Origin of the sequence: Sphingobacterium hotanense, from assembly GCF_008274825.1 — a bacterium.
GTDB lineage: Bacteria > Bacteroidota > Bacteroidia > Sphingobacteriales > Sphingobacteriaceae > Sphingobacterium > Sphingobacterium hotanense.
The window spans coordinates 2,652,420-2,668,128 of the sequence record NZ_CP030848.1 but is presented as its reverse complement, the minus strand read 5'-3'; the positions used below and the strand labels follow the sequence as shown (position 1 = coordinate 2,668,128).

At 39.7% G+C, this 15,709-nt stretch carries 15 protein-coding genes; 12 read left to right on the top strand and 3 right to left on the bottom strand.

Annotated elements, in window-relative coordinates:
* Positions 1–180 precede the first annotated feature (180 nt).
* The 9 genes from fabV (at position 181) to DSM08_RS11120 (ending at position 10,178) form a co-directional block, all read left to right on the top strand.
* A complete protein-coding gene (fabV, locus tag DSM08_RS11160) occupies positions 181–1,377 on the top strand; it encodes an enoyl-ACP reductase FabV (protein WP_149526228.1) in 1,197 nt (398 codons plus the stop codon).
* A gap of 127 nt (positions 1,378–1,504) precedes the next feature.
* A complete protein-coding gene (locus DSM08_RS11155; RefSeq protein ID WP_149526227.1) occupies positions 1,505–3,703 on the top strand; it encodes a sensor histidine kinase in 2,199 nt (732 codons plus the stop codon).
* A gap of 123 nt (positions 3,704–3,826) precedes the next feature.
* Positions 3,827–5,083, top strand: coding sequence for a hypothetical protein (locus DSM08_RS11150; protein ID WP_149526226.1), 1,257 nt, complete (start codon positions 3,827–3,829; stop codon positions 5,081–5,083).
* Between the two features lie 80 nt (positions 5,084–5,163).
* The gene (gene lepA, locus DSM08_RS11145; protein WP_149526225.1) at positions 5,164–6,954 is read left to right on the top strand and encodes a translation elongation factor 4; all 1,791 of its coding nucleotides are present in this window, start codon (positions 5,164–5,166) and stop codon (positions 6,952–6,954) included.
* A 24-nt stretch (positions 6,955–6,978) separates the two neighbouring features.
* Entirely contained in the window at positions 6,979–7,863 is an 885-nt protein-coding gene (locus tag DSM08_RS11140) for a bifunctional 5,10-methylenetetrahydrofolate dehydrogenase/5,10-methenyltetrahydrofolate cyclohydrolase (RefSeq protein WP_149526224.1), read from the top strand.
* A gap of 67 nt (positions 7,864–7,930) precedes the next feature.
* Positions 7,931–8,437 carry a hypothetical protein gene (locus tag DSM08_RS11135; RefSeq protein WP_149526223.1) on the top strand — a complete coding sequence of 169 codons (507 nt, stop codon included), beginning with the start codon at positions 7,931–7,933 and terminating at the stop codon, positions 8,435–8,437.
* 103 nt (positions 8,438–8,540) lie between these two features.
* Positions 8,541–8,987, top strand: coding sequence for a hypothetical protein (locus tag DSM08_RS11130; protein ID WP_149526222.1), 447 nt, complete (start codon positions 8,541–8,543; stop codon positions 8,985–8,987).
* Positions 8,988–9,251: 264 nt separating this feature from the next.
* The gene (locus tag DSM08_RS11125) at positions 9,252–9,749 is read left to right on the top strand and encodes a BON domain-containing protein (RefSeq protein ID WP_149526221.1); all 498 of its coding nucleotides are present in this window, start codon (positions 9,252–9,254) and stop codon (positions 9,747–9,749) included.
* Between the two features lie 6 nt (positions 9,750–9,755).
* Entirely contained in the window at positions 9,756–10,178 is a 423-nt protein-coding gene (locus DSM08_RS11120; RefSeq protein WP_149526220.1) for an SH3 domain-containing protein, read from the top strand.
* A 48-nt stretch (positions 10,179–10,226) separates the two neighbouring features.
* Here the strand turns inward: DSM08_RS11120 and DSM08_RS11115 are convergent, their stop codons facing one another.
* Genes DSM08_RS11115 through DSM08_RS11105 form a run of 3 tightly spaced genes read right to left on the bottom strand, consistent with a single transcriptional unit; the run spans position 10,227 to position 11,967 of the window.
* Entirely contained in the window at positions 10,227–10,952 is a 726-nt protein-coding gene (locus tag DSM08_RS11115; protein ID WP_149526219.1) for a tRNA threonylcarbamoyladenosine dehydratase, read from the bottom strand.
* Between the two features lie 5 nt (positions 10,953–10,957).
* Positions 10,958–11,605, bottom strand: coding sequence for a TatD family hydrolase (locus DSM08_RS11110; protein ID WP_187773847.1), 648 nt, complete (start codon positions 11,603–11,605; stop codon positions 10,958–10,960).
* A gap of 35 nt (positions 11,606–11,640) precedes the next feature.
* Positions 11,641–11,967, bottom strand: a complete 327-nt coding sequence (locus tag DSM08_RS11105; protein ID WP_149526217.1) for a hypothetical protein — start codon at positions 11,965–11,967, stop codon at positions 11,641–11,643.
* 523 nt (positions 11,968–12,490) lie between these two features.
* On the opposite strand from DSM08_RS11105, the gene DSM08_RS11100 reads away from it, so the two are divergent.
* The 3 genes from DSM08_RS11100 to DSM08_RS11090 are packed head-to-tail and all read left to right on the top strand — an operon-like array spanning position 12,491 to position 15,494.
* Positions 12,491–13,333, top strand: coding sequence for a histone deacetylase family protein (locus tag DSM08_RS11100; protein WP_149527707.1), 843 nt, complete (start codon positions 12,491–12,493; stop codon positions 13,331–13,333).
* 9 nt (positions 13,334–13,342) lie between these two features.
* The gene (locus DSM08_RS11095; RefSeq protein ID WP_149526216.1) at positions 13,343–14,401 is read left to right on the top strand and encodes a nucleoid-associated protein; all 1,059 of its coding nucleotides are present in this window, start codon (positions 13,343–13,345) and stop codon (positions 14,399–14,401) included.
* A gap of 4 nt (positions 14,402–14,405) precedes the next feature.
* Complete coding sequence (locus tag DSM08_RS11090) at positions 14,406–15,494, top strand: DUF3810 domain-containing protein (RefSeq protein ID WP_149526215.1); 1,089 nt, start codon at positions 14,406–14,408, stop codon at positions 15,492–15,494.
* Positions 15,495–15,709: the final 215 nt, after the last annotated feature.

Below are 15,709 nucleotides of genomic sequence, written 5' to 3'. Positions count from 1 at the left end.
TCCAATTAAAGACCTGCTTAAATTAATTTTTATGTTGCCCTTGAAACAGCAACAGCGTTGAAAATTTTTGATGGCCTTTGAAAGACAGACACTTCCATAAAAAATAAGGTAGAAGGATGTTTCCTTGAAAATTTAACTACTTTTGTAACTAATTATTCAACTTTGAAAGATTAAATAAAGATGATTATTCAACCAAGAACAAGAGGATTTATTTGTTTGACAGCGCATCCTGAAGGTGCTGCACAACATATTAAAAATCAAATCGAGTATGTGAAATCTAAAGGCAAGATTGCTGACGGTCCTAAAAAGGTATTAGTAATCGGTGCTTCTACGGGATTTGGTATTGCCTCTCGTATATCTGCTGCCTTTGGATCTGATGCTGCAACCATTGGTGTGTTTTTTGAAAAACCGGCATCTGAAGGTAAATTGGGTACTGCAGGTTGGTATAATTCCGCTGCTTTTGAAAAAGAAGCACAGGCTGCCGGATTATACGCAAAGAGTATCAATGGTGATGCTTTCTCTGACGAGATCAAAAAGCAGACTATTGACTTAATTAAGAAAGATTTAGGACAAGTTGATCTTGTAGTATATTCACTGGCTTCACCACGCCGCACACATCCTAAAACAGGTGTGGCACATGCATCCGTGTTGAAACCTATCGATCAGCCATTTACTGATAAGACTGTCGACTTCCACACAGGTGTTGTTTCCGACATTACGATCAACCCGGTTGAAAATCCAGAGGATATCGAAAATACAGTTGCGGTAATGGGTGGTGAAGATTGGAAGTTCTGGATTGAAGAACTGAAAGCTGCCGGCGTTTTAGCTGAAGGCGTGAAGACAGTAGCTTACTCTTACATTGGCCCTGAGCTTACTTATCCAATTTATCGTAACGGTACAATCGGACGCGCTAAAGACAATTTGGAAGCTACGGTCCCTGCGTTAAACGAAATATTGAAGGATTTGAATGGTGTTTCTTATGTTTCTGTAAATAAAGCATTGGTTACACAGTCAAGTTCTGCTATTCCTGTTGTTCCTTTGTATATTTCGTTATTATACAAGGTGATGAAAGCAAAAGGAATACATGAAGGAACGATTGAGCAAATGCAACGTCTATTTGCAGAGCGCTTGTACAATGGTTCTGATTTACAATTGGATGATAAAGGAAGAATTCGTGTAGACGATTTGGAGATGCGCGAAGATGTTCAAAAAGAGGTTGCTGAATTATGGGGACAGGCAACAACAGAAAACTTAGAAGAGATTTCTGATATTGCTGGATACCGCAATGATTTCTTCCAATTATTTGGATTCAATTTCGATGAAATTGATTACGAAAAGGATACCAATGAAGTAGTAAACATCCCGAGTATCGGATAAGATTAGCTACCTCATAAAAGATAGAAAAGCGTCAGTTTCCATTTTAACTGACGCTTTTTTTACTGTTGCTCAAAGAAACTCCTTATCTTTACGCTGTAAAGATTAACAAACTAACTAACCAATACGCATGCTTAATTCTTCCTCTATTGACCTGCAGAAGCAGCTGTCTTATGATGGTATCCAAAGTTTTGGGTATCTGATCGTTACAGATTTAGATTTAAATATCACTGCAGGTAGTGAGAATTGTTCGGATTGGTTAAAACGAGATGTTAATACGCTTTTTGATCGTCCATTTTCATTCTTGATCGATCATTATTTTCATGATTACCAGATTGATATTCAGGAAGCTGTAAGACAAATTATAGCAGAGGAGAATGATCGCAATCTATTAGAGATCAGGCTTCTGGAGAGAGGTTGTTATCTAAGCGTTTATCGGAATGAGCGCTCTGTTTACTTTGAGTTCGAAATTAAAGTTGCGGATCTACAGGTGTACTTTCCGAAGTTCGAATCCTTTGCTCAGGTATTAATGGAAAATACCAAGGGTATCTGGCAGCACCTGAGCGATTATATGGGCAAGGTCTTAGGCTATGATCGAATTACAGTGTATCAATTTATCGAGGGTGGCTATGGGAAGATCATTGCGGAGACGAGAAATAATGACAACTTAGAAAGCATCATCGGGTTATATCAGTCGGATTTTGCAGTTTTGGCTCAGGCAAGAAAGGTTCACCTGAAAAACCTATGCCGATTGACCCATGATATCTACGAAGAGCCCATCCGTATAGTCAGTAAAGATGGTAGCCAGGTTGACTTATTGAGTACCAACATCCGGACCTTGGCAAAGGTACATAGCGACCATCTAAAGAAAGTTGGGATCGGATGTAACTTAAGCTTCTCTATTCTCATTGATGATCAGATCTGGGGATTGATTTTTTGCCAAAACGTTCGCCCGACCAGGATCAATTTAATCAAGCGCGAAGCTTTTGTCTACATGATCCAATGGGCATCAACTCGCTTCGCCGATGAACAGTTAGTGCAGGAAAGAGAATTCAACGAGCGCATTCGAAACTTCGAATTGTTGCTGAAAGAGAAGTTGCTTCTAAAAAAGGATATGCTTGCTGTCTTAGGGTCGCTAAGTAAACTTTTGTGCCAATTCGCCAATGCGGATGCTATGCTGATTGCTTCTGGAGATCAGATATATGCTCACCAAATCAATATTGGCCGAGAGAAATTAAAGCAACTGAAGGGACTTATCCTCCGTGAGACGGATCAGTATGTTTACACAGATGAGGAGTTCACCTGGAAGTTCGGGGAGGAGTTAGGTATTGATATGAGCCGTTTTGCTGGAATTGCAAAGGTAGATATCGAGTCCAATAGGCAGTTTACTTTATATTTTTTCAGAAAGGAGTCGATCGTCAAGCGTACTTATATGGATACTCCGACTCGTCATTTGATGAATCCAAAGCCTAATGAGACATTTACGACCGAGCCGCACAAGCATTTTGATGTTTGGCACCATACGATCGAAGGAACATCCGAGCGCTGGACAGAACGCGATCTGTATTATTTCTCTCGCCTTAGGAAGCTGATCAAAACCAGTATGAATCAGATGTCATTAGAGCTGAGTAGTTTGAATGAAGAGGTCGTGAGTTTGAATAGGGCGTTAGATTCCTATGCTTATACAGTAAGCCATGATGTAAAGAATCCTTTATCGGCAATTAATCTATCGGTGCAGATGTTGCTTCAACGTCCTGATATGCCGTTAGATCTTAGAAATCGCATGCTTCAAAACATGAAGAGTGCGGTTGATATTATCGGAGAACTGTTAGTTGCTATACATTTGTTCTCCAAAATTAAATCATTCAGCTATCAAACGGAGCTCGTTGATGTCAGCAGCTCGATCGATCAGATTACGACCTTCTGTAAAATGCGATACGATGCGTACTCAACGCAGGTAAAGATAGGGGAGTTGCTACCGGTATATGGTCATAAGACATTGGTTTACCAACTGTTCCAGAACCTAATCGGAAATGCGATAAAGTATTCCGCGCGTGCTGAGCATCCTGCCGTTGAGATTTACGCGGAGCAGGGAAGTGAATTCATTCGATATTTTATTCGCGACAATGGAATTGGTATTGCAGATGAAGATCTCAAATCTATCTTCGATACGTTCAAGCGTCTCGACAATGCCATCGACTTTGAAGGAACTGGATTAGGACTTACGATTGTGAAGACTATTGCAGATAAGCTGGATCTGCAAATCAAAGTTGATAGTAAGATTGGAATGGGAACCGAATTCCAAGTGTTATTTCCAATTGAGCAATAGGTTCTATGGTGATATATCACTTTTCTAGCTGACAACAATCAGCTCCTCATGAGTATTCAGACTTTATCTTTGTTATAGAACGTAGCAGGCTGGAATTTTGCGCGTTCCGATCAACGAAAGATAATGGAAAAATCGTTCAAAGTTTCCTATAAGCAATTGTTCTACGTTGCACTCATAAATTTCCTAATTGTAGGCGTTTATGGAGCGGTGATGCGCTATAAATTTCTATTCCCCCTAGCTTGGTTAGAGCAGAAGAATTTATTGCATGCGCATTCTCATTTCGCATTTACGGCATGGGTATCTATGGCGCTGATGCTGTTTATGCCGATGTTCCTGAAGGGACACAAGGCGACTGATAGCGTAGAGAAGCCTTACGCTGTTTTACTTTATCTCAACATGATCACATCGGTTTGTATGTTGGTGGCTTTTACTGCTCAGGGCTATGCCTTGTTCTCGATCATTTTCTCTACCTTATCGCTATTTGTCTCTTTCGCATTCATCACGAAGTTCTGGAAAGACTTAAAATCAGCAGAAATCGCAAGCCCAATTAAGCATTGGTATTATGTCGCAATCATCAGTAATGCGATCTCAGCCTTGGGGACTTTTTATCTTATTTACCTCAAAGCAAGCCATCAGGAAAATCCTTTTGAACAGCAGGCATCGATTTATTTCTATCTGCATTTCCAATACAATGGATGGTTCTTTTTCGGATGTTTAGCACTATTTTATCATTGGTTGATTCGTAAAACTGGACATGTATTTTTTCCGAAGTATGCCCAGTATCTATTCTCACTCACGCTGATTCCGACTTACTTTCTGACGATATTGTGGTGGAAAGGAATTCCAGCCTATGTAGGCTATGTTGTGTTTGCGACTGTGTTGTTACAAGGGCTGTGTTGGCTTTGGTTTCTAAGTGGCAGTCTGAAGGCAATGAGACTGATACAGACTTCTAAGTCGAGCAGCATGATAGTACTATGGACAATAGTTGCGCTTGGCGTTACTGCAAAGACGATCCTCCAAGGCTTCTCGATAATACCGTCCATGAGTGTTTTAGTATATGGTTTTAGACCAATTGCTATCGCTTACTTGCATCTAGTATTGCTCGTCAATATATCAATGTTTCTCATTGGCTTGGCCTTTAGCCAAGGCATGTTAAGAGTTTCAAAAATGACTCACTATACTATCATTTTCTTACTGATTGGTGTGCTATTTAACGAAATAGCGCTGGCTTTGCAGGGAATCGGCGGTATCTACCATTGGAACTTCACCTTCACACATACTTCTCTATTATGGGCATCTATCGTCATCGTATTGAGTCTTACAATGTTGCTCATATCACAGCGTTTCAATGAAGTGCCTAACAATAAACTCGCTAAATAGAATAATCGGCTAACTTTTAAGAGAAAACCTCGCTTAAAAAAATTATATTTGCGAATTAATTTGAAGGCATAATAACCTATATGAAGCATATACGCAATTTTTGTATTATCGCGCACATTGACCATGGCAAAAGTACCTTGGCAGACAGATTGTTAGAGTTTACCAAAACCATCTCTCAACGCGAAGCGCAAGCTCAGTTGTTGGATAACATGGATTTGGAGAGAGAAAGAGGTATCACCATAAAAAGTCACGCCATCCAAATGGAATATGTGAGAGATGGACAAACCTATGTGTTAAACTTGATCGATACTCCCGGACACGTGGATTTCTCTTACGAGGTTTCCCGTTCTATCGCAGCCTGCGAAGGGGCATTATTGATTGTAGATGCTTCTCAAGGTATTCAAGCTCAAACTATTTCCAATCTATATTTGGCGCTTGAGCACGATTTAGAAATCATTCCTATCTTAAATAAGATGGATCTTCCGGGCGCTATGCCTGAGGAGGTCAAAGACCAGATCGTAGAACTTATCGGCGGAAAACGTGAAGATATTATCCCAGCATCCGGAAAAACAGGACTAGGTATCCCTAATATCTTAGATGCTATCATCGACCGTATTCCTGCTCCTGTTGGAGACCCTACGGCTCCTTTGCAAGCATTGATTTTCGACTCTGTATTTAATTCATTCCGTGGTATCATGGCGTATTTTAAAGTAGAGAATGGAGAAATCAGAAAAGGGGATCGTGTAAAGTTCGTGGCGACCGGAAAAGAATACTTTGCTGATGAGGTTGGTACTTTGAAATTAAATCAGGTTCCGAAAGAGGTGATCAAGACTGGTGATGTAGGCTATATTATCTCCGGTATTAAGGAAGCTCGTGAGGTAAAGGTAGGAGATACCATCACACATCGCGATCGTCCTTGTGCATCGGCAATTCAAGGTTTCGAAGAGGTGAAGCCGATGGTATTCGCCGGTATTTATCCGGTAGATACGGAGGATTACGAAGAACTGAGGGAGTCTATGCATCGTTTGCAATTGAATGATGCCTCGCTTGTATTCGAACCGGAATCATCTGCTGCATTGGGCTTTGGATTCCGTTGTGGATTCCTGGGCATGTTGCACATGGAGATTATCCAGGAACGTTTAGAACGTGAGTTCGATATGACAGTAATTACCACTGTTCCCAACGTATCCTACCGTGCATATTTAACTAAAGGAAATGAAGAAGTCGTTGTCCACAACCCTTCGGATCTTCCAGACCCAAGTAAGTTAGATTCTATCGAAGAACCTTATATTAAAGCAAACATCATTACCAAAGCTGAGTTCGTTGGTCCAGTTATGTCGCTTTGTATTCAAAAACGCGGTACAATCGTAAACCAGTCCTATTTGACTTCTGACCGTGTCGAGTTGGTGTTTGAAATGCCGATGGGTGAGATTGTATTCGATTTCTATGATAAGTTAAAAACCATTTCTAAAGGTTATGCTTCATTTGATTATCATCAAATTGGCTACCGTACTTCTGATTTGGTGAAGTTAGATATTCGCTTGAACGATGAGCCTGTTGATGCCCTATCATCATTGATTCACCGTAGCAATGCTTATGATTTTGGTAAAAAGATCTGTGAGAAGTTGAAAGAGTTGTTACCACGTCAGCAGTTCGAAATCCGTATTCAAGCTTCTATTGGTGCTAAGATTATTGCTCGTGAAACTATTTCTGCATTACGTAAAGACGTAACAGCGAAATGTTACGGTGGTGATATTTCTCGTAAGCGTAAGCTCCTTGAGAAACAAAAGAAAGGTAAAAAACGTATGCGCCAGGTAGGTAATGTGGAAATTCCACAGTCTGCATTTATGGCCGTATTGAAGTTAGATTAATTATTACATCAACCTATTTATAACATGAAGTTACTTGACGGAAAAGAAGTTTCTGCAAAACTGAAAGAAGATATCAAAAGAGAAGCCGCTGAATTGACAGCAACACTGGGCCGTAAGCCCCATTTGGTTGCCATTTTAGTGGGCAATGATGGCGGAAGTGAAACCTATGTTGCTAGCAAGATGAGAAATTGTGAGCAAGTTGGCTTTGATTCTACCAATCTTCATTACGAAGATGATATTACTGAGGAAGCTTTGCTTGCAAAGATTGCTGAGATTAATCAAGATGAAAACATCGATGGTTTAATTGTTCAATTGCCATTACCAAAGCATATCGATCCGGAGAAAGTAACAGAAGCTATAGATTATAAAAAAGATGTTGATGGATTTCATCCGATCAATTTAGGTCGTATGCAAAGAAATCTTCCATGCTTTATTCCTGCTACGCCTTACGGTATCATGTTGATGCTAGATCATTATGGTATTGATACTGCTGGTAAGAAAGCGGTTGTTGTTGGACGCAGCAATATTGTTGGATCGCCGATGAGTATTTTATTAGCGCGCAATAGCCAGCCTGGAAACTGTACAGTGACATTGACGCATAGCCGCACGAAGAATCTTCAAGAAGAAGTTCTTCAAGGTGATATCATTGTCGCTGCAATCGGTAAGAAAAACTTTGTAACCGGGGATATGGTAAAGGATGGTGCTATAGTTATCGATGTGGGTATCAATCGTGAGACTTCAACCGAAACAAAATCCGGCTTCAAGCTATATGGTGATGTTGATTTTGAAGCGGTTGCTCCTAAGGCATCCTGGATTACTCCAGTACCGGGCGGTGTAGGCTTAATGACTATTATCGGTCTGTTGAAAAACACATTAGAAGCTGCAAAAGGAACCGTATATCCGAAGTAATTTTTTTGGTACAAATATTGTACATTAGCATCATTGTAAAATGTTAACCAAAAGCAAAAATTAAAACATGAAAAAAATTGCATTATTAGCAGCGGTTGCATGCGCGATTACTTTCTCTGCATGTAACAATACTTCATCAGTAGATAAAAATCATGATGGTGATACTACAGTAGGAGAGCACTTAGATCATTCATTAGAAACTGCTGACGAGCATGCTGGTCATCTTCATGCAGAAGCTGATCAAGCATTAGCAGATGCTGAAGCTAAAGCAAAACAAGCGCAAGCTGACCTTGACGCTGCTGTAAAAAGCGGAGACAAGAAAGCTCAAGAAGCTGCTCAAAAAGCTTTAGACGATGCTAACGCTGCTTGGGAAAAAACTAAAGCTGCAGCTAAAGAAGCAGGTCAAGCAGTAGAAACAGGTGTTAACAACGCTGTAGATGCTACTAAAGACGCTGCTCACAAAACTGGCGAAGCAATCGACAATGCTGCTGAAAAAACAGCAGATAAAGTTGATGCAGCTGGTAAAGAGGCAGAAAGAAAGCTTAACAACGTAAAAGAAGCTTTGAAAAACTAAACTAATTTAATTAATTATAATTAATTGGTTATTAGGTTTTTAATTGAAGCGCCAAATTTATTTGGCGCTTTCTTTATTCAAGTAAAATGGAGATCCAATAAATATGATTGATAAGAAGGAAATCGTAGAACTTTGTTTGGAAAAGACGCAAACTCGGGTCGATGAAATTCAGGTTGCTATTGATGCTGCTAATGATGCGATAATCAATGATACAAAGAGCAGTATGGGGGATAAGTACGAAACTTCGCGCGAAATGGCGCAACAGGAGTTGTCGCGACTTCAAAGCCAGCTCAACCAAGCCAATAGAGACCTAGATATATTAATTAATCTTCCAGAATCTACCAATGCGCTTGTCGGTATGGGAAGCCTTGTGATGACCGATCAATTCAATTATTTAATAGCTACCTCAATCGGTCCGCTCAAAGTAGGAACTGAGACTGTAATGGTCGTTTCAAAGCAATCGCCAATAGGAGAGACTTTGTTTGGAAAGCAGGTTCATGATGAGGTAAATTTCAACGGTAAAACCTTTAAGATTCAAGAATTACGCTAGGTAGTGCCGGGCTTTTGGCAAACGAAACCTTTTCATCTAATTTTTCTGAAAGTGCCCGTAGTTCATAGGTAATCAAGAACTTTTATGCCTGTTGTTCTTCCAATGGAATTCCTCGATTTTTATTGCCTTTCAATAATTGTTGTTACAATACCGTAGATAGAATCCTTTCAAAATTAATCTCAAATCAGATTTATTTTTTAAAACATTTTCGAAATGTTTTTTGTTTAGATTTAGGTAGTATTAATTAACGTAAATATTTTATTTATGAATCTTAAAAAAATCTTATCTGTATTGGTAGTTGCCGTTACATTGTTAACTGGAACTATTGCTTGTAAATCGAAAATTTCTGATGCCGATTTAAAAGCCAAAGTAGAAACTGCGATTCAATCGAATCCAAATGTTCAGGTAGAAGTTAAAGATGGTGTAGTAACCTTGAATGGTACGGCAGCATCAGATGATGAAAAAGCACAGATTGAATCTGCAGCGAAAGGCGCAGATGCAAAAGGTGTAAAATCAGTGGTTAACAACATTGTTGTTAATTCAATTCCTACTGGAACAATTGAAGTAAATAGCAATGATGCTGATCTTCAGGCTAAGGTTACTGACTTTACTAAAGACTTTCCGTCAGTGAAAACAGCGGTAGTTGATGGTGTTATTACAGTAACTGGAGAATTGGAGCAAGCACGCGTACAAGCTTTAAAAATGGGATTAGACGCTTTGAATCCTAAGAAAGTTGATATGTCAGGTTTAATCGTAAAATAGCAAATTATGAGTTTACAGAATAAATATAAAGTATTGATCGATACGGCGAATACTTCGGGTATCGAGGGATTACAAGTCGCTGAGATGGATGGTGTATTACAAATCCGTGGTACAGCACCAAATGCTGACGTCAAAAACAAATTATGGGATATCTACAACCAGATCGACCCTAATTTCTTATCTGGCGATGTCGTGATGAATGTAGATGTTTCTACAGCGGTTACCGGACAGCAAGTTCGCGTAATTACTGAAAGCAGCAACTTGAACATTCGTAAAGGACCAGGAACAGATCAGCCAATCGTTGGTAAAGCGGCGAAAGATGAGGTAATTACCCTTATCAGTCGCGCAAATGACCAATGGTGGTTAGTTCGTACGAAAGATGGTGAAGAAGGATATTGCTATGCGCAATATTTGGAACCTATTTCTTAATAGGATACAAGTCAAAAAGAAAGGAGCTCATTGAGCTCCTTTTTTCATCTATATATCTTTCATTAAATCTTGAATCGCAACGGAGGCTAATGCTCCTCCAAATGCTGCCGGCAGATAAGACATCGTCCCGTAGGCTGATTTCTTAAAGTTGCTACCGTCAGTATACAACAAGGAATCCTTATCCGGCAATTCGGTGGAGAACACCACCTTTACGCCTTTACGAATTCCATGCTTCTTTAATTTTTTGCGGATATGCTGTGCTAGTTTACAATTATAAGTCGTTCCAATATCAGCAATCCTAATTTTCGTAGGATCTAGTTTACCACCCGCACCCATCGAGCTTACAAAAGGTACTTTCGCCTCCAAGGCCAAACGGATAAAAAATAGTTTCGGTGTGATGCTATCAATAGCTTCCACGCAGTAGTCGGGTTTTAATTCAAGAAGACCAGGGATATTCTGTGGAAGAATAAAATCTTGGATTACATTAAGCTCTAATTCCGGATTGATAGCCAACAAGCGTTCGCGCATAATCTCCGCTTTCGCTTCGCCATGATTTGTTGCCAAAGCTGGCAACTGCCTATTCCTATTGCTAGGGTCTACGGTATCACCGTCGATGATGGTCATCTTTCCCACGCCCGACCGACAGATAAATTCGGCAGCAAAAGAGCCCACACCGCCGAGACCCAATACCATTACATGTGAATTAGCTAACTTTTCTAGTGCTTCTCGTCCCACCAACGCCTCGGTGCGAGAAAGCCAAGATAAATCCTTCATTGATTTTAAGTTGATTTAAAAATGCTATTAAAATTTGCCATAATCTGATCCTCTACTTGTTTTGTAGACAATTTTCTGGCTCGGCAAAAATAAGCATAAATATCTGAGATTTTCGTTGGTTTATCGTCAGTTTCTAAGAAAAACCTGTGCATAGGAATCTGTTTGATAACATCATCTAGATTGCCCTTTAAGATAGCAGCACCGAAGGAGAGGTAGTAATTTTTGTTCTTTAATAATTGTTCCGCCAATGGCCAATTCCGTTCATAACCATGAAAAATGACCGGGACGGCCACTTGCTTTCTCAAGAGGGAGGTAAATACCTCGTGGTATGCTCGAACGCAATGTATGATCAAAGGCTTTTTAAGCTCATTAGCGAGTGTAATCTGCTTTTCGAATATCTGAACCTGCCGATTCCATTCTGTACTGCACAGCTTATCTAACCCGCATTCTCCAATCGCTACTACCTGAGGTTTTTCAGCATACTTTACTAATGCCTCCCATTGCACTTCCTCGTTAAGATCGACATACCATGGGTGGATACCTGCTGAACAAGACTGTTCATAAAGATAATCTTTGGAAACAATGCAATTTGGTAGTACGAACTCATCAGCAGATGAGGTACTGATGGAATGGGCGTGTATATTTATCAGCAATGTTGGGATTGTTTAATTCATCGAAAGATACGGAATTAATCTACCAAATAGCAGGTTGCAAATTCCAATATCACTATGCCGGACGTAGTATCTATCTTAAACCTTCTGCGTGATTGATCATTATCGAAGCTCTTTTCAATCTCCGGGACGACTTCGCTGATTTCCAAAATAACCGGATATCCCTCTTTCGGAATTTCAGAACGGGAATAGAAGGTCACGTGCTCAAATCTCAATTTCTTCTGATGCGTATTGGCAGGCCCTGCAGCATCCAATAGCAGCGTTACATCCAAAGTCTGTGTCCTAGAATCCTCTTCGGTTTTGATGATTTCCGCATCAAGCAATGAATCAATATCTATAGTCATACTCTTCTTATTTAGTACTCTATAGCTAATAACAGCATATATTTAATTTCGTTTTAAATATTAATTTTTGCTGTATTCATAGCGATTGGCCTTCAGATGTTCTATAATTTCCTTTAGAACTAACTTCGGTTTATCCAATAAGCCTGTTTTCTTGATACTTTTTATAAAAGGATGATTTCGCCCAGCGGAATGTGCTGAACCAGATCCCTGATGTTTCTTGTTAAACATATTGTCTCCTTCCTTTCAATTTGTTTACAAATGGTTATATAGCAGCGCATTGTGGATTACGCCATGCTATCTGTAATAAATCTATTTAAAAAAAATGAGATTAAAAAATCTACGATATAACAATCTCGTTGCTTATAAACCAAGCCTATTGGAAAAAAGAGGCATATCCGCTTTTTCCACAAGGGTTTTTTATTGATTCCTGATTGGTTATATTCGTGACAAATTTGCACAATTGTTAAAAATAGCTCATCATAGCGCCTACATTTATCCATTGCCCGCGACACATCGCTTTCCGATGATGAAGTACGAACTTATTCCAGAGCAATTGATTTACGAAGGCTTGGTCAATCGTAACAACTTTTTTGAACCCGATTTAGTAGATCGCGAAATCATTTATTTAGCACATGATAAGGCTTATGTAGATGATCTATTGGAGTTGACTTTAGACCCTAAGATGGTTCGCCGTATTGGTTTCCCGATGACACAGGCTTTGGTGGATCGCGAACGTTATCTCATTGATGGAACAATTAAGGCATGTTTTGCAGCGATGGATGCCGGTGTCTCCTTTAACACTGCAGGCGGAACCCACCATGCGGGTAGAGATTTCGGCGAAGGCTTCTGTTTACTGAACGATCAAGCCGTTGCCGCCGCATATCTGTACAGTCAAAAACTCGCTAAAACGATCTTGATTATCGACCTTGACGTGCATCAGGGAAATGGAACCGCTCATATTTTTGAAGATCATCCTGATATTATTACTTTTTCCATACATGGCGAGAAGAACTTTCCATTTAAAAAGGAAAAATCGCATATTGATATTGGTTTGTCGGATGGCATCGAGGATGAGGCCTATTTGTCGCTCTTGTCATCAGAGCTGGAAGCTGTATTTAATCAAGTGATGCCCGACTTTGTCTTTTATCAGGCTGGTGTCGATATATTAGCTAGCGACAAACTTGGCAAATTTAAACTAACGCAAGAAGGGTGTAGAAAAAGGGACGACCTTGTATTCAATGCTTGCAAGAGCAGACAAGTCCCTGTGGAAGTCAGCATGGGTGGCGGATATTCCGTACATATCAAAGATATCGTCAATGCTCACGTCAATACCTACCGTTCTGCAATACATATTTACGATTTATAAAAAACAAGCATGTTATTTCATCAAGACGCAAACTTCGAAAACCTTATTATTCATCATGTCGGCAACAAGAGCCAGGACGAGTATTTCACCTTGTCGGACGTTGAAGTAGATGTCGCTTCAGATGAAGTCCTGACCGGACTTCTGATGCAATATTTCATGAAGCCTTTTGCAAAGCAATCGGAAATCTACAGATTCTACCATCCTAATGACGATCTAGAATTCAACGAAGTTTACAGTTATTCTAAGCGCTTTTTTGAAGGACAGGTAAGCTTCATTGATTTCTCTAAATCCATCACCAAATATTTGTTTGAAGTGTCGGAGCATCCGAAGATCAAATCAGGAGAAGTATATGTAGTAGCCTTGGATAACGTGCAGCTAGAAGGCGAAGAGCACAAGGCAATAGGAATCTTTAAATCAGAGAATAAGGAAGCTTATCTTAAAGTTTATCCTCAGGCAGATGGTCTAGGAGTAAACTATGAAGAACAAGCCATCAATATCAATAAATTGGACAAGGGGGTAGTCATTGTCAATACCGAATCCGAGGAAGGTTTTAAGGTATTATGCCTTGACCAGACGAACGGATCTGAAGCCGTATACTGGAAAGATGATTTCTTAAAACTGCGCGTCCGCAATGATAATTTCCAACAAACAGGAAACATCATGAAAGTTTACAAGAACTTTGTCAACGAGAAGTTAGATGAAGTTTTTGAAATGGATAAGGCCGATAAAATCGACCTGTTGAACCGCTCAATGAATTACTTTAAGTCAAAAGAAGAATTTGATGAAGATGAGTTCAATATGGAAGTGATTGCAAATCCTGACGCTGTTTCCTTATTCAAGGATTATAAATCTGCTTTCGAGGAGGAATTCGATACCCCATTCCAATCCAATTTTGATATCGCAGGCAATGCTGTAAAAAAGATGGCTTCGAGTTATAAATCAGTAATCAAGCTCGATAAGAATTTCCATATCTATGTGCATGGAAAGCGCGAATATCTGGTAAAAGGATACGACGAGGATAAGGGAATGAATTATTATAAGTTGTATTTCGAAAACGAATCCGACTAAGGAAATGAAATCCAACAAATCAACGAAATCGCTTTATATCTGGTCAGGGGGCTGTATAGCCCTAATCTTGCTGTTGAATTGGTTTGTAACAGATTCCGAAAGGGTAGAGGCTGTTTATAGTCGTGCTTTCTATCCTTTCTATCAATACCTCCCAAAACTTATATTCGGACTGCTTCCCTTTAGCGTAGGAGATCTGCTTTATCTTGCTATCGTCCTGTTTTTGCTCTATCTCGTCGTTCGAACCATAGTTTTCCTGTTCAAAAAGCAGTTTCACTACGCTTGGCGAGGAGTATTAACGTTAGTTGGCACCGCGCTATCACTGTATATATTCTTTCACTTGGCATGGGCGATCAATTATTATCGAGTCCCGGTCAGCAAGCAACTTCAGCTATCGGTCGACACTATTCTTCTGGAAGATCATCTAGGCGTATTGGACGAGCAAATACAGCTAGCGAATAGCTTGCGAGAAAAATTAGATCTTGATGGCAAAGTCCGAACCAGCGTGAATGCGCAAATTGAAGAGCTGATGGATGCTGATCAAGAGTTTCCTATGCTTAGCAAAACACAAATTCATATTAAGAAACCATTAAGTTCAGTGCTTATATCATCCTTTGGAACATCAGGTTATCTGAATCCATTCAGTAATGAAGCACATGCAAATACCGATATGCCCATAACATCTTATCCTTTTACGGTTACTCATGAACTGGCACATCAAATGGGGATTGGACTGGAAGATGAATGTAATTTCATCGCTTATGTCAAGCGTCGGAATCATCAAGATCCCTGGTTTCAGTATGCAGCCTATTACGAAAGCATACAATACCTTTTAAGGTCACTTTATCTTGTTGACGAGCCTATGTTTCAAAAATATAAAGCGAAGCTCTCAGGGGGCATAAAAAGCGATTTAAAGAAAGATCAATTGTACTGGGAGAATTATACAGGCTGGTTGACTGATCTATCAGGAATATTTTACGATCAATACCTTAAACATAACAATCAACGAGAAGGCATGGCTCGCTATGGCTTAGTAACTAGATTGATTATTGCCTATGAAATGAATTTGAAGAATGGGAGAGGAAGCATTCGTTAATGCTATTTCAGAAAACAATATTCAGTTTGAAAATAAAACTTTCATGTTTCCATGGAAACACCAACAGGAATGAAAGTTCTTGATGGCCATTGAAAACAGACACTTTCAGAAAAAACATTCATGATACTCGGGTATCACCAACAGCCATGAAAGTCACGGGCTCATAGTCCCAATAGGCATTTAGCCAAAACGGTATCTTAGTACCAATAAATATA

Bases quoted from the DNA above. Each gene is read 5' to 3' on its own strand.
- fabV (WP_149526228.1), top strand. From the start codon at position 181: ATGATTATTCAACCAAGAACAAGAGGATTTATTTGTTTGACAGCGCAT.
- DSM08_RS11155 (WP_149526227.1), top strand. From the start codon at position 1,505: ATGCTTAATTCTTCCTCTATTGACCTGCAGAAGCAGCTGTCTTATGAT.
- DSM08_RS11150 (WP_149526226.1), top strand. From the start codon at position 3,827: ATGGAAAAATCGTTCAAAGTTTCCTATAAGCAATTGTTCTACGTTGCA.
- lepA (WP_149526225.1), top strand. From the start codon at position 5,164: ATGAAGCATATACGCAATTTTTGTATTATCGCGCACATTGACCATGGC.
- DSM08_RS11140 (WP_149526224.1), top strand. From the start codon at position 6,979: ATGAAGTTACTTGACGGAAAAGAAGTTTCTGCAAAACTGAAAGAAGAT.
- DSM08_RS11135 (WP_149526223.1), top strand. From the start codon at position 7,931: ATGAAAAAAATTGCATTATTAGCAGCGGTTGCATGCGCGATTACTTTC.
- DSM08_RS11130 (WP_149526222.1), top strand. From the start codon at position 8,541: ATGATTGATAAGAAGGAAATCGTAGAACTTTGTTTGGAAAAGACGCAA.
- DSM08_RS11125 (WP_149526221.1), top strand. From the start codon at position 9,252: ATGAATCTTAAAAAAATCTTATCTGTATTGGTAGTTGCCGTTACATTG.
- DSM08_RS11120 (WP_149526220.1), top strand. From the start codon at position 9,756: ATGAGTTTACAGAATAAATATAAAGTATTGATCGATACGGCGAATACT.
- DSM08_RS11115 (WP_149526219.1), bottom strand. From the start codon at position 10,952: ATGAAGGATTTATCTTGGCTTTCTCGCACCGAGGCGTTGGTGGGACGA.
- DSM08_RS11105 (WP_149526217.1), bottom strand. From the start codon at position 11,967: ATGACTATAGATATTGATTCATTGCTTGATGCGGAAATCATCAAAACC.
- DSM08_RS11100 (WP_149527707.1), top strand. From the start codon at position 12,491: ATGATGAAGTACGAACTTATTCCAGAGCAATTGATTTACGAAGGCTTG.
- DSM08_RS11095 (WP_149526216.1), top strand. From the start codon at position 13,343: ATGTTATTTCATCAAGACGCAAACTTCGAAAACCTTATTATTCATCAT.
- DSM08_RS11090 (WP_149526215.1), top strand. From the start codon at position 14,406: ATGAAATCCAACAAATCAACGAAATCGCTTTATATCTGGTCAGGGGGC.